A 13726-nucleotide genomic window follows, 5' to 3' on the forward strand; every position below is an offset into this window, starting at 1 on the left:
CCTAAAATAAATCAGGCATCTTTCTTTTTAAAATGAGCGGAACTGAGATAAAGATCAGATAAATCAAACAAACGATTGCTAAAGCGGCATAATTGCCGCTGACAAAGCTTGAGCCAAGGACATTTAATGCAACTGTACCCGGTATTAAGCCTAAAAAGGTAGCTGCCGTAAATGCACGATAATTTGCACGTGAAGCTGCTGCCGCATAGCTGACAAAGTCAAAATGGATTGGGGCAATTCGCAATAACAAAATGTAAAGAAACCCATGCTCCTGAATGCGGGACGTCACCGCTCTCAGCTTCCGGCTGCTTGATTCTGTATCCTTCTTTTTTGAACGAAAGGTTGTAGCAAGTAAGAAGGAGCCTGTTGCCCCGGCAGTAGCACCAACGAGGGCATAAATCGTCCCAAGGACACTTCCGAATGCCAAACCTGCTGCCAGCGAAAAGACCGTAAGTGGGACGAGAACAAACGGGCGAAAAAGAGATAAGAAAAGAAAAACAAAGGGAGCCAGCAGTCCAAATTGAAGCACCCAATTCTTCACATCTTTCGGCGCCAGCTGAAGATGCTGTTTGTTCAGCCACCAAAGTAAAACAGCGAGACCTGCAATCACGAGAAAAAGCAGCCATTTTCTTTTGTTCATTTCATTTGCTCCTCCTTCAGGTGATAGACGGTTTTATAAATGACGGCGGTTTTCTCCTTCGAGCAAGACTGCCTCTGCTAAATAGAGAATTCGTTCCATTAAACGAGCGGCTTTGACCTCTTCTTTTTCCCCGCGCTGTGAGTACGTAAAGTGATGCTTCAGTTCACTTGGTGCGAAATTAGAAGAGAAGAAAGTCGGCAGCTGCTCTGCCATACGGTATTGTAAAATCGTTCCGAGTAGTTCATCTCGAACCCAGCTTGTCATCGACTCTGCCCCAATATCATCAAGCATTAAAATAGGAGTGGATTTGACCATGTTCAGTTTTGATTCTAGTGTGTGATCGGCTAACGAATTTTTTAGCTCTCTCACAAATTCAGGCACGTACACAAGGAGAGATGGGTATTCCTTCTCCGCTAACTGCTGCGCAATGGCTGCCAGAATATACGTTTTTCCTACTCCGAACTTTCCGTGTAAATATAAGCCCTTCCCTTTGCCCGTCTCATCATAGCTTTGCAGGAATTGTCCTACTTTTTGAATGACTTCCTGTCTTCCCACAACGTTCAGATCAGCGAACGTCGCTTGAAGAACATTTTGCGGAATGTACATGCTTTTCATGAGTTCTTGCTGTTTATTCTGTCTATCGAGCCGCAGCTTGACTGGACAAGGGGAATATTCAATATCAATACTCTGACCTTTGATCACAAGCTTCGGGTGATAACCGTCTAAAATCGCATTGACGTTCTCTTCATCTAAGCAATATGAACAGCCCTTCGACTGCTGCACATATTCAAAAAGCCGGTTCAAGCTACGATTGATCATGTCTTCGTGCATGTCTTCTTGGTGCTCCTGTAAAAAGGCTTTTACATTTTCATCAGATAGTACACTTTCTTTAATCTGATTGTATCTTACACGAAAATCTACGCGCCCTTTTAGCTGTTCAAATGAACGACCGATCGGTTTCATCCTCATCTCACCTCATCTTAATGTGCATTGTACTTTTTCATATTTTTAAACTGATCTAACAGTTTTTCTTTTTCTCGTTCGAGGTCTTCTGTCGATAGGCTGTCTGTTTGTTCTTTTGCCGGCTGTTCTTTCGTTTCGGTTTCTTTCATCCAGTCAGGAAGCTTCTCTTCACGGACAACTTTCCCTGATCCGTATGTGCTGCGCTGCTTTTTCTGCTGCGCCCACTCTGTCATTTGCCTGTTCTCTTCTTTGGCCATTTTCATGGCCGCCGCTACGGTTTTAATTTTCTTTCTCACCCAATGAGCGGCGATTTTTTGCATATATGTTTTCGACAGCTTCATATCTGTTTTCAGTAATGTATAGTAGATCAAAACGTTCATGACACCTGGCTCTAGCTGCTGCTCAAGCATAATATCTTCGACAATTCTTAAGTCGGCATATGTTGGCTCAATGCCGTCAGCCATATCTTTTAGCAGCTCCCTAGGCGAAATATGATCAAGCTTTTCAATCAATTTGGCATCCGGCGTTTCTGCCGCTGGCGCTTTTGAAGCATCTTGACGCAAGTGTCTCGGCTGTTTTTGATCAATGAGTTTTGGCTGCTCGCCTCTGTATTCAATTTGGTACCAGTCTCTTGCTGCTTTTCTCAGCTCTTCTGTTGAGATCATTTGATCCGAACCGCAGGCGCCTGCTACAATATTTTGCATTTGAAGCGGGGTGATGCCGTATACAACGGCTAACTTCTTAATGGTTTCTTTCACCTGCTTTGTCAAAGCCTTTCTTGGAATCATCATATCAGACATGCCTGCTAACAATAAATCGAAATCAAAAGAATCGTCTGAGAGAGGAGCCGGTTGACTCGATCCAACGGTCACATATTCATAGCCCTGATCAAGTGATGACGCCTGATTGATTTCTTCTGTCATCCTGCGTTCACCTGGCTGCAATACGTGAAAGACTTCTTCAAACGACCGCGAGATGTTCTTTGCCTCTGCCGAAACACCAGGATATGAGAAATAATCACGAAGCTGCATATATTTCGCTTTCTCTACACGATGGTACAGCAGGACATTCAGCATACCATCTTGGAAAAACTCATCTGGTCTTAGCGGCGGCACAAGCTCATATGTAAACAGTCTGCCTTCTTCCGTTTCCTGTTCATATGTGCGGAGTAACCCAATCGCTTCAAGCTTTAAACGTTCCTCAAAAATATCATTCAAATTCGTTTGCAGCATGACCATGAGCTGCCGATGAGGTGCGGGTTTTCCCCACATACGATTTTGTTCCAGCTCTCCCCACAGCGTCATATATAAGCTGAAAGCGGACATGCCTATAAGCGGCTGATATAAAAGAGTGATGAGCTGTCTATCGATGTCACCGAGCAATGAAGCGCTTTTGACGACATACGGATCGACGGCTAGCACTTCCTTCCAATGCTCTGTCATATGCTGATCCTCCCCATGAATTGCAATTGTTTCTATTGTACACCCTTTTTACGTTTTACGCTTTACGCAGGAAAAAGAGCGTGAAGAATCTTCAGCTCTTTTTTAGCGTTCTTTCTTTAATAAATCTTTTAATTCATCAATAAAGACGTTGATATCTTTAAACTGCCGGTAAACGGAGGCAAACCTGACGTAAGACACTTCATCAATTTTTGCCAGCTCGTCCATTACCATTTCACCTACAAGCTCACTTTTCACTTCTGACATGCCTTGATTACGCAGTTCTTTTTCGATATTAAAGCAGACATCCTCCAGCTGCTTTAAAGCAACAGGACGCTTTTCACATGCTTTAATGAGTCCTCTCAGCATCTTTTCGCGGCTGAATTCTTCTCGAATTCCTTCTTTTTTCACCACAATCAGTGGTAACTCTTCTAATTTCTCAAACGTCGTAAAGCGATATTGGCAGCTTTCGCACTCTCTTCTACGACGGATGGATTTCCCTTCATCTACTGGTCTTGAATCAAGCACCCTTGTGCCAAGGTGCTGACATGTGGGACATTTCATTTCATCAGCTCCGATCTATTCTTGGAAGTTGTTTGTCTAGTTCATCATAAAGGGAAAAAACCGTTTTCTCACTATAGCCAAAATCTGTTGGCAAGGCTGTTTCTGTTGTCACATTAAAATCGACAGCTGTTTCAAAAGGACGAATTGAAATGACAGTCGCTACGAGAAAGGCTTTTTTCGGCATACTGATGTTTGCGCTGATTTCACCTCGTTCTGCTGAAACAGATGTCACTTGATAGGAAGCGTGCCCAGAAAGCATGGCTTCAAGCGCTTGAAAAACTTGCGCATTCGTCGATTTGTAGTAATGGCTTTTCAGTTCTGACACTGGATGCTCGTCAGATGTTTCTGTATGGTTTGACATGAACCGTTTGAACTTTTGTCCTAAAGTCATATACGTATCCCCTTTGCCATAATGCCTCTTCTTTATTTTATAAAAAAAACCTTTGTTTTCCTAGAACAAAAGTATAGGCAAGTTGGGGAATGTTGGATTTTGTCTATCAAAGAAATATAAAAAGGAGCATAACACAAAGGCATTTCAATGCTTTTGGCCAGCTCCCATTGCAATCTTTTTTATGTTTACAGTGCTTTGGCTTGTGCCTGTTTCACTTGTACAGGTCCCATGCCTCGAGGAATTTCAATGTTTTCTCTTGTTTCAGCACCTAATTCATCTCCGATATGATCTGCTGCGATATTCGGATCTAGGTCGCCGCAAGTATAAACATCTATGCTCGCATAACCATGTTCAGGAAAGCTGTGAATTGTCAGATGAGATTCAGAAATAATGACAACTCCACTTACTCCTTGAGGTGCAAATTTGTGAAAAGCAACCTCTCTTACTTCAGCTCCTGATTTCAAAGCTGCATTTACAAACGTTTTTTCAATAAAATCCATGTCGTTCAGTTTATCACAGTCGCATCCCCATAGCTCGGAGATAACGTGACGTCCGATTGTTTCCATCATGGACCCCCCTTAAACAAGAATGAAAGAGTGAAGTTCTAAGCAGCCGGACCGGACATATACCACGGGGGAAAGTTAGTCCAAAGAGGTCCTAACCCTTTAAGTATACCCGAATGAGTCTGCGAACAAGAAGTTCACGAAAAATAGTATACTTTGTTTAGACCCATTTTGCAAGCTGTGTTTTCAATGGGATTTTCTCTCATTCCTTGAAAAGGGACGTTCGTCTTCTTCATTTCAAACAGCAGAAAGCTCTTTCATCTGCGATCCGACAAACTTCACAAGATCCACCACTCTGCATGAATAACCCCATTCATTGTCATACCATGCAAGAACTTTTACTTTTCTATCCCCCATCACCATCGTTGTCAGTCCATCTACGACAGCTGAATAAGGGTTCGTATTAAAGTCTGTAGAAACAAGCGGCTCATCCGTGTAATCTAAAATACCGGAAAGAGAAGTTTTTGATGCATTTGAGAAGGCTGCATTGACTTCTTCTGCTGTGACATCTTTTTTCAAGTCGACAACAAGATCAACCATCGATACATTGGAAACTGGCACGCGAAGTGCAAGTCCATGCAATTTCCCTTTCATGTGCGGCAACACTAAAGAAAGCGCTTTAGCGGCACCCGTCGTCGTTGGAATAATGGACTGGGCACATGCTCTTGCCCGGCGCAAATCCTTATGCGGGTTGTCGATATTTTTTTGATCATTTGTATACGCATGAACCGTTGTCATTAAACCGTTGTCGATACCGAATTCATCATCTAACAATTTGACAACTGGTGCTAAACAGTTTGTTGTACAAGATGCATTTGAAATAACGACGTGCTTTTCAGGATCAAGATCATCCTCATTGACACCCATCACAATTGTAATGTCTTCATTTTTACCTGGAGCTGTAAGTACGACCTTTTTCGCTCCGGCATCTATATGGCCCATCGCTTGATCTTTTGAATTAAATTTTCCGGTTGCTTCTATGACGATATCAATCCCAAGCTCTCCCCACGGAAGCTGCTTTGGGTCTCTGTTATTGAGCAAAAGCACTCTTTTCCCATTTACAATCAGTGCGTCATCTTCTGCTGTCACATCGCATTCGTAACGTCCATGATTTGTATCATATTTAATTAAATGTGCTAGCGTTTCGGCAGGATAGCTTGCGTTCACCGCTACAATTTGAATTTGATCATCAAGCATTGCTTTTCTGAAGACCATGCGTCCAATTCTGCCAAACCCATTGATCGCTGCTTTTACCTTCATGAACAGGTCACTCCTCTATTATGTGTTATACTCAATAAATTTATTTATGAAATTAGTATATCACATTAGAATGTAATTGCCAGTATATAAACGTATATTTTCTAAAAAGGGCTGTTCTTTTCATGAGAAATATAAAAAGCATAAAAAAAGAAGAGTACGTGTATGTACTCTTACTTATCTGTATGTTCCCATTCATTTAATATGTTCTGCAATTGCTTTCTAATAAAAGCGAGATCTTGTGTATTTTCTATCACCCGGTCTGCTTTCTTACATTTTTCCTCAAGAGGCTGCTGAGAGTGAATCCGATTCAGCGCTTCTTCCGCGCTAAGGTCGTTTCGATTCATGAGTCGTGATAGCTGTAATTCTGGTGTTGTATACACCACAATAATGCGGTCGACGAGACTTTCCAGCTGACTCTCAAATAAAAGCGGGATATCCAGGACAACGAATGTTTCTCGGCTGTCGATTCCTTCATCTCGCTGCCTGAGCATTTCCTTTCGCACTTCTGGGTGAACGATCGCATTTAGCTGCTTTCTTTTCTCTTCATTAGAAAAAATAATGGCTCCCAGCTGCTGCCGGTCTAGCTCTCCATTTGGCAGGAGGACACCCTCACCAAAGGTTTGAACGATATGATGAAGGGCGGGTGTTCCTTTGGCGACCGCTTCTTTTGCAATCACATCTGCGTCCACAACCCGGATGCCCTGCTCTTTTATCATCTGTGAGACTGTGCTTTTTCCGCTAGCAATCCCGCCTGTTAATCCAATGACAAGCGTCAATTGATTTCCTCCTTTTACAGCTTCCAAACCCCAATTAATATGAGCAGAAGCCCTGGTAAACATGCAAGTTTATCGATCCAGCGCCAATTTGCCAAGTAATGACCGGCTCGTAGCCCGATACATACAAAAAGTGAGCTCATCACTGCCACCGTGATACTCATGACAATTGGAGAAAAGCCTAATATCGCTGCGCCAATCCCTGCGCCAAATGCATCAATGGATAAAGCAATTCCAAGAAGTACCGCTTCTATTCCATTAATCGTCCCAGATCGGTCAATATCTGCACTTGTCGGCTTTCTTAAAATGTGAATGACAAGCCCAAGTGATTGGACTTCCACATTGAGCAATGTCTTTTCATGAAGAAGCAAATCACGCTCTTTCGCTGGTTTGTAAAATTGATACAGGACCCAAAGGCCAATGGCAATTAAGATGCCTCCCCCCAGTTTATCGGTCACTGAAACAGGGAGAAATGTCGTCAGCAGGCTGCCAATCAGCATAGAAATGAGCAGCACAATCCCTGAGCAGCATGCAATAATGACGATAGCTTTAAATGGGATCCTCATTTTGCGGAGACCATACGTAAAGCCTACAGAAAAGCTGTCGATGCTGACTGCAATAGCTAAAAACAGGAGCGAAATCGAAATCATACCTGAACTCTTCCTTTCTGTTCATGCAACGATGATCAAGAGTCTCTAGGCGTTCTTAGACTCTCCTTCACTATATGAAGAGCAGGTGGGCTGTGTGTCAGTCTACACCTTGCTGAAAAATGAATGTTTTTTATCGTATGCATAGCAAAAAGGAAGCATGCTCATGGCTAAGTTTTATTGAGGACGTTTTTGGCAGGTCACACAAAAGTGCGTGCCGCGCCCTCCGACTACTGTTTTCTCAATGATGCTTCCGCATGTTTGGCAAGGCTCTCCCCGCCGGTCATATACAAGAAGCTGCAATTGAAATGTGCCAATATCTCCTTGTGAGTTGATATAAGAACGAATCGTGCTTCCTCCCGCATCTACCGCCACTTGAAGCGTATCGATGATCTGTTTGTGAAGCACCTTGCAGGATTCCAGGCTGAGCTGATTCGCTTTTGTTTCTGGATGAATCCCTGATTTAAACAGGACCTCATCTACGTAAATGTTACCAAGTCCTACGACAATCTTTTGATCAAGCAGTGCTGTTTTGACCATTCGGGTTGTTTTTTTCAATTTCTCCCATAAATACTCAGGAGTGAACTGTTCATCAAATGGTTCATATCCCAGCTGTGATAGCGGGAGTTCCTTTTCCTCTTCACCCGGCTGAAATAAATGCATCGTGCCAAATTTACGCACATCATGGTACCGAAGCTCCGTCCCATCTGTAAACGTAAAGACGACGTGTACGTGTTTATCATAAGGCTCATGCGCTTCATGTACACGGTATTTCCCTTCCATCCTTAAATGAGAGACCATCACATAATGGTCTAAATGAAAGAGAAGGAACTTCCCTCTTCTTTCAATGGTTTGTATGGTTTCTCCTACCATTCTTCTTGCGAACTCTTCCGGCTCCCCAGGACGTTTGATGATGTTTGGCCATTTGATATCGACCGTTTCAATCGTCTTTCCTTCGACTAACCGCTTGAGAGTGCGCCGGACGGTTTCAACTTCTGGTAATTCCGGCATGCTCCTCGCTCCTTTTTCTCTCTATTATTTATTTCGCATCGTACCAAGATGGACCTGAAGAAAAATCAACTTTTAGCGGCACATCAAGCTGAAGTGCATTTTCCATGACTTCAGGAACAATCTTTTCAAGGATGGCGATTTCTTCTTTCGGCGCTTCGAAGATCAATTCATCGTGCACCTGTAATAAAAGATTTGTCTGCAGGTTTTCTTCTTTGAGCCTTCGCGCCATATCAATCATCGCTTTTTTAATAATATCGGCTGCGCTGCCTTGGATCGGTGTGTTCATGGCTGTTCGTTCTGCAAAGCTTTTGATATTAAAATTACGACTTGTGATATCTGGGATATATCGTCTGCGTTTGAGAAGCGTCGTGACGTAGCCTTTTTGTTTCGCTTCCTGGACGATTTCTTCCATATAGGTTTTCACGCCTTTAAAGCTTGTTAAATAGCGCTCGATAAATGCGGCGGCTTCTTTTCTTGTGATCCCAAGGTTTTGAGAAAGTCCATAATCGCTAATTCCGTATACAATACCAAAGTTTACCGCCTTGGCTTGTCTTCTCATAGCGGAAGTCACTTCATCTTCTGAGACATGGAACACATCCATCGCTGTTTTCGTGTGAATGTCCATGTCCTGCGTAAATGCTTCGATCAAATTCTCATCTTGTGAAATATGAGCAAGTACACGCAGCTCGATTTGTGAATAGTCAGCTGCAAACATGAGCCAGCCTTCTTTTGAAGGAACGAATGCTTGACGAATCTTCCGTCCTTCTTCTAAACGAATCGGGATGTTTTGAAGGTTTGGATCTGTTGAGCTTAATCTTCCTGTTTGGGTGAGTGCTTGATTAAACCTTGTATGCACTTTATGGGTATCCTTGCGCGTTACTTTCATTAACCCTTCTACATAGGTCGATTGCAGCTTTCCGATTTGCCTGTAGTGCAGAATGGATCGAATGATTTCATGCTTATCTTCAAGCTTTTCAAGCACATCTGCAGACGTTGAATAGCCTGTTTTTGTCTTCTTGATAATCGGGAGACCTAATTTTTCAAAAAGGATGACACCAAGCTGTTTAGGAGAATTGATGTTAAACGTTTCTCCTGCTAAGCGGTGAATGGTTTCTTCATATTCTTTAAGCTTTTTCGTTAATTCTTCACCCATTTTCTCTAGGCGCTTTAGATCTACCTTTACTCCAAGAGATTCCATTTCGCCTAAGATGAGTGCTAACGGCAGCTCTAAATCTTCATATAGTTCATGCTGATCATTTTTTTCTAATGCTTCTAGTGTTAAATCATGCAAGGCTGAGATCGCCGCTGCTTTTCGTCCAAGATGTTCTTTCAGTTCATCTTCAGGTGGAATCGCCTGTTTTGCTCCTTTTCCGTATACTTTTTCATCAGAAAGAGCGATATTCAGACCATATTCCTTCGCTACACTTGCGACGTCTTCATATGATTTCTGCGGGTTGACGACGTAGGAAGCGAGCAGAACATCATTGTCGACACCTTTTAGGTCGACATCATGCCATCTGAGAGCGACAACTGCTCTTTTTGAATCAAAGACCCATTTTTTCTTCGTTTCATCCTGTACCCATTCTTTAAATGCATCTGATTGAAGCGCATCTTCTTTCGTCATAAAAAACGCACCATTTTCATTATGGATCGCAAAACCGATCAAATCCGCTTCGTGATAATTATCTCCAAGCTGTTCTACCACAAGGGCTGCATGATCTGTCAGTATATCGCCCGTTACAGTTGTCATTTTTTTCACTTCTAATGCGTCTACTTCAACCTGTTCATCTGTTTCTGGTGCTTCTCCTAGACGCTCTAGCAGGGTTTGAAAGCCTAGTTCTTTATAAAGAGAGATCACTTGATCCATGTGTGGACCTTCGTAGGCGAGATCTTTGCTCGACACATCAATAGGTGCTTCTACGAGAATGGTCGCCAGCTCTTTACTCATGACTGCTTGTTCTTTATATTCTTCAAGCTTTTCTTTGAGCTTTTTCCCGCTCACTTCATCAATATGTTCAAGCAGGTTCTCAACTGTTTCAAACTGCTTTAACAATTTAATGGCTGTTTTTTCGCCTACACCTGGGACGCCTGGGATATTATCTGATGAATCTCCCATCAGCCCTTTCATATCAATGATTTGATCTGGTCGCAAGCCATATTTTTCTTCAATATGAGCAGGTGTGTAGTATTCTACTTCTGTGATGCCTTTTTTCGTAATAGCCACTGTCGTATGATCTGTTGAGAGCTGGGTTAAGTCTTTATCTCCTGTGAAGATTTTGACTTCAAAGCCGTTTTTTTCTGCCTCGACAGCCAATGTACCGATAATATCATCTGCCTCATATTGAGGAAGCTCGTACCTTTTCACCTGATAGGCATCTAATAGTTCACGGATGAACGGCATTTGTTCTGATAGCTCTGGCGGGGTTTTTTGTCTTCCGCCTTTATATTCTTTAAATGTCTCGTGGCGGAATGTTGTTTTTCCCGCATCAAATGCGACGAGCATATGGGTTGGCTTCTCGTCCTCCAGCATCTTCATTAAGATCATCGCAAAGCCATAAATAGCATTTGTATGTACGCCTTTATCATTTGATAATAGCGGCAAAGCAAAGAAAGCTCGATATGCGAGGCTGTTTCCATCCACTAACACTAATTTCTTTTTGTCTGTCATGTTTTAATCCTCCATCGGCTGAGCCATCTCAGCCGTCTCTTTCACACATTGTATCTTCATTTTATCAAAGTTTATTTTGAAAAGAAAATAGTCGAGCCTGCATAAAAAAGGGACGAAAACAACAAGTGTTTTCGTCCTTCCAAAATTGGCTCCTTGGATGAAGGGGTTCCTATTCATCCTATCAATGAATGTTTAACAAAACATGAATTCATTGTAAAGATCATGTAAATTTTAACGTGACTTTCCTTTTTTCTCTATGTCGATTTCAGGCTCACTGTAAAAGTCGTTCCTTTACCTTGTTTGCTGCCGACAGAAATTGTTCCTTCATGCGCCTCCACAAGGTGTTTGACAATGGCAAGCCCAAGACCTGTACCGCCTGAATTCCTGCTTCTATCTTTATCAATTCGATAAAATCTCTCAAATATTCTTGGAATCTCACTTTTCTTCATACCAATTCCTGTATCTGCTACATCAAATTCATAGGCACCTTTTCGCGGTCTTGCTGAGATGGTGACACTTCCTCCCTCTGGTGTATAGGTAAGGGCATTATTAACGAGATTGAGAAAGATTTGCTTTAACCTTAGCGGGTCTGCCATGACATAGACCGGTTCTTTTGGGACACGCACATGTAATTGAATGCCTTTTTCTGTAGCCTTTTGACTTAACAGCACTTGAATCTCCTGGATGATTTCTGTCGCATTGGCTTCTTGAATATTCAGCTTGAATTGCTGCTGCTCAATTTTAGAAAGATCAAGTAAGTCTTGAATCAATGTTTCTAGACGGACACTCTCTTTTAAAATGATAGAAAGAAATTCTGTCAGTGCTTCTTTGTCATCAATCGCGCCATCAAGAAGGGTTTCAGAAAATCCTTTAATCGACGTAATCGGTGTTTTTAACTCATGAGACACATTGGCGACAAAATCTTTTCGCATCTGCTCCAGCTGCTTCGTTTCTGTCACGTCATGAAATACGAGAACAATTCCTTTCCATTCATCGTCTGTACTTAAAATGGGTACACCATCCACTTGGAAGTAGCGGCGTTCAATGTCAACGGCTAGACGTAAAAACTTCCGCACCTTCGTTTCTGTCATGAAAATCTCGTCAATTAATTCGATAATCTCTTCATGGGTAAACGCTTCGTGATACAGCTTGTGCATGTAAATGTGCTTTTGCACCTTAAACTGCTTGCGGAAGGTTCGATTGACGAGGTGGATATACCCCATCTTATCAATCAATATAATCCCCGCTCCAATATTTTCAATGACCGTTTGCAGCCGGTCTCTCTGCATTTCACCGGCACTTGTCATTTCTTGAAGACTTCCTGCCAAACGCTTCATGGAAGTATTCAGTTCACTTGTTTCAATCATCAGCTCTTCATAGTTATTCGTATCATAGTTCCCGCGTTCTAGCTGTTTGGCTACCTTTGTCGCATAATCAATTGGTTTCACATATTTCATCGACATGCGGTACCCAAAGAAAACGATAATGATAATCGCCGAGCCAAGACAAAAGGCTAATGCAAGCCAAAGCTGGCCGTCAATTTCATTTAAAGGCTCGTATGACGCATGAAGAAATAAATAACCCGCTGGTTCGTTTTGTTTTAAGATCGGGACAGCATAATGGAAAAGCGCATCCTTCTCATCGTCAATAACGACCCCTTTTGTTTGGAGACGTTCATTGTTTAGTGTGTTTTGAATGACGGCCTTTTGTTCTGCTTGACCCGTTGTATGTATGATATTCCCCTTTAAATCCACAATCGACGCATTCATATCAAAATGCTGCTTTGCCTGGTTGAGGACCTCTTTGTTTTGCTTCGCCTTTAGATCATCACCATTCATAGAAGACAGGAGAAAGCTCGATTCCTTTTCCATTCGTTCCGTTAATTTTGTTTCATAGAAAACATGGAACATGTGATCCAAGAAAAGACCAAGTGCCACAAACACAATAAAAAGGAGAAAAATGAGTCCCGAAAACAGACGGGTTCTAATTTTACTCATTTGACTTCGGCTCCTCCAATTTGTAGCCTAAGCCGCGAATCGTTTTAATGTATGTTGGTTTTTTCGTGTTCTTTTCAATTTTGTCCCGCAAGTGACTAATATGGACATCCACAATACGAGTGTCACCTGCAAAGTCATAATTCCAAACGGCACTTAGCAATAAATCACGCGTGAGGACACGTCCTTTATGTTTCGCCAAATAAAGCAGTAGTTCAAATTCTTTTGGCGTCAGCTCTAGACGTTTTTCTTGGAAATAGACTTCGTAGTGTTCTGGTAAAATGCGCAGTTCACCAATTTTGATTTGATCTGCAACGATTTCTTCCTTCTCCTCTTGCGTGGGGGCAGGCTGAGATTGCTGTGCTCTTCTCAAGATGGCTTTTACCCGAGCACCCACTTCTCTAGGACTGAATGGCTTTGTCATGTAATCATCGGCCCCAAGCTCAAGACCTAGCACCTTATCAAATTCATCGTCCTTTGCTGTCAGCATTAAAATAGGGAACATCATTTTTTGAATTCTCAGTTGTTTGCACACTTCAATGCCGTCCATCTTCGGAAGCATTAAATCTAATACAATAAGGTCAGGCTGTTCACTTGCTGCTTTTTCAAGCGCTTCTTCCCCGTCTCTTGCTGTGACGACATCATAGCCCGCTCTTTCAAGGTTATAGCTTAGAAGTGTTACAATCGATTCTTCATCATCCACAACTAATATTTTTTTATTCATGTTGTGCCTCCAATTAGTGATTTCCCCTGCATCCGTTTTTTGTATCTTATGTGAAAAGCGAGAAGTCATGCTTTCTCTTTCATTTTAAC

General features: G+C 42.2%; 13 protein-coding genes. All 13 read right to left on the bottom strand.

Going from position 1 to position 13726, the window contains the following annotated elements; genetic code table 11:
• Nucleotide 1 precedes the first annotated feature (1 nt).
• Nucleotides 2-640 carry a TVP38/TMEM64 family protein gene (locus MHI11_RS14625; RefSeq protein ID WP_044140648.1) on the bottom strand — a complete coding sequence of 213 codons (639 nt, stop codon included), beginning with the start codon at nt 638-640 and terminating at the stop codon, nt 2-4.
• Nucleotides 641-673: 33 nt separating this feature from the next.
• Entirely contained in the window at nt 674-1603 is a 930-nt protein-coding gene (gene dnaI, locus MHI11_RS14630; RefSeq protein WP_340961334.1) for a primosomal protein DnaI, read from the bottom strand.
• A gap of 17 nt (nt 1604-1620) precedes the next feature.
• The gene (locus MHI11_RS14635; RefSeq protein ID WP_340912501.1) at nt 1621-3045 is read right to left on the bottom strand and encodes a replication initiation and membrane attachment family protein; all 1425 of its coding nucleotides are present in this window, start codon (nt 3043-3045) and stop codon (nt 1621-1623) included.
• Nucleotides 3046-3147: 102 nt separating this feature from the next.
• Complete coding sequence (gene nrdR, locus MHI11_RS14640; protein ID WP_003216720.1) at nt 3148-3606, bottom strand: transcriptional regulator NrdR; 459 nt, start codon at nt 3604-3606, stop codon at nt 3148-3150.
• A 4-nt stretch (nt 3607-3610) separates the two neighbouring features.
• Nucleotides 3611-3997 (bottom strand): hypothetical protein, encoded by a 387-nt coding sequence (locus tag MHI11_RS14645; protein WP_044140645.1) that lies wholly within the window; start codon nt 3995-3997, stop codon nt 3611-3613.
• A 185-nt stretch (nt 3998-4182) separates the two neighbouring features.
• Nucleotides 4183-4563 carry an adenosylmethionine decarboxylase gene (gene speD, locus MHI11_RS14650; protein WP_003216492.1) on the bottom strand — a complete coding sequence of 127 codons (381 nt, stop codon included), beginning with the start codon at nt 4561-4563 and terminating at the stop codon, nt 4183-4185.
• 234 nt (nt 4564-4797) lie between these two features.
• The gene (locus MHI11_RS14655; RefSeq protein WP_003216683.1) at nt 4798-5820 is read right to left on the bottom strand and encodes a glyceraldehyde-3-phosphate dehydrogenase; all 1023 of its coding nucleotides are present in this window, start codon (nt 5818-5820) and stop codon (nt 4798-4800) included.
• A gap of 170 nt (nt 5821-5990) precedes the next feature.
• Nucleotides 5991-6596, bottom strand: coding sequence for a dephospho-CoA kinase (coaE, locus tag MHI11_RS14660; RefSeq protein WP_050943596.1), 606 nt, complete (start codon nt 6594-6596; stop codon nt 5991-5993).
• Nucleotides 6597-6610: 14 nt separating this feature from the next.
• Nucleotides 6611-7243 carry a sporulation membrane protein YtaF gene (gene ytaF / locus MHI11_RS14665; protein ID WP_003216274.1) on the bottom strand — a complete coding sequence of 211 codons (633 nt, stop codon included), beginning with the start codon at nt 7241-7243 and terminating at the stop codon, nt 6611-6613.
• Nucleotides 7244-7417: 174 nt separating this feature from the next.
• Entirely contained in the window at nt 7418-8251 is an 834-nt protein-coding gene (mutM, locus tag MHI11_RS14670; protein WP_065098575.1) for a DNA-formamidopyrimidine glycosylase, read from the bottom strand.
• Nucleotides 8252-8279: 28 nt separating this feature from the next.
• Nucleotides 8280-10919, bottom strand: coding sequence for a DNA polymerase I (gene polA, locus MHI11_RS14675; protein WP_065098576.1), 2640 nt, complete (start codon nt 10917-10919; stop codon nt 8280-8282).
• A 254-nt stretch (nt 10920-11173) separates the two neighbouring features.
• Nucleotides 11174-12916, bottom strand: coding sequence for a two-component system histidine kinase PnpS (gene pnpS, locus MHI11_RS14680; protein ID WP_065098577.1), 1743 nt, complete (start codon nt 12914-12916; stop codon nt 11174-11176).
• Nucleotides 12909-13637 carry a response regulator transcription factor gene (locus MHI11_RS14685; RefSeq protein ID WP_044139288.1) on the bottom strand — a complete coding sequence of 243 codons (729 nt, stop codon included), beginning with the start codon at nt 13635-13637 and terminating at the stop codon, nt 12909-12911. The genes pnpS and MHI11_RS14685 overlap by 8 nt, the downstream gene beginning before the upstream one ends.
• Nucleotides 13638-13726 lie beyond the last annotated feature (89 nt).

The sequence above is a fragment of the Bacillus sp. FSL K6-3312 genome (assembly GCF_038007485.1).
Lineage (GTDB): Bacteria > Bacillota > Bacilli > Bacillales > Bacillaceae > Bacillus > Bacillus pumilus.

Bases quoted from the DNA above. Each gene is read 5' to 3' on its own strand.
- mutM (WP_065098575.1), bottom strand. From the start codon at position 8,251: ATGCCGGAATTACCAGAAGTTGAAACCGTCCGGCGCACTCTCAAGCGG.
- MHI11_RS14635 (WP_340912501.1), bottom strand. From the start codon at position 3,045: ATGACAGAGCATTGGAAGGAAGTGCTAGCCGTCGATCCGTATGTCGTC.
- MHI11_RS14655 (WP_003216683.1), bottom strand. From the start codon at position 5,820: ATGAAGGTAAAAGCAGCGATCAATGGGTTTGGCAGAATTGGACGCATG.
- dnaI (WP_340961334.1), bottom strand. From the start codon at position 1,603: ATGAAACCGATCGGTCGTTCATTTGAACAGCTAAAAGGGCGCGTAGAT.
- MHI11_RS14625 (WP_044140648.1), bottom strand. From the start codon at position 640: ATGAACAAAAGAAAATGGCTGCTTTTTCTCGTGATTGCAGGTCTCGCT.
- MHI11_RS14645 (WP_044140645.1), bottom strand. From the start codon at position 3,997: ATGACTTTAGGACAAAAGTTCAAACGGTTCATGTCAAACCATACAGAA.
- speD (WP_003216492.1), bottom strand. From the start codon at position 4,563: ATGGAAACAATCGGACGTCACGTTATCTCCGAGCTATGGGGATGCGAC.
- ytaF (WP_003216274.1), bottom strand. From the start codon at position 7,243: ATGATTTCGATTTCGCTCCTGTTTTTAGCTATTGCAGTCAGCATCGAC.
- MHI11_RS14685 (WP_044139288.1), bottom strand. From the start codon at position 13,637: ATGAATAAAAAAATATTAGTTGTGGATGATGAAGAATCGATTGTAACA.
- polA (WP_065098576.1), bottom strand. From the start codon at position 10,919: ATGACAGACAAAAAGAAATTAGTGTTAGTGGATGGAAACAGCCTCGCA.
- nrdR (WP_003216720.1), bottom strand. From the start codon at position 3,606: ATGAAATGTCCCACATGTCAGCACCTTGGCACAAGGGTGCTTGATTCA.
- pnpS (WP_065098577.1), bottom strand. From the start codon at position 12,916: ATGAGTAAAATTAGAACCCGTCTGTTTTCGGGACTCATTTTTCTCCTT.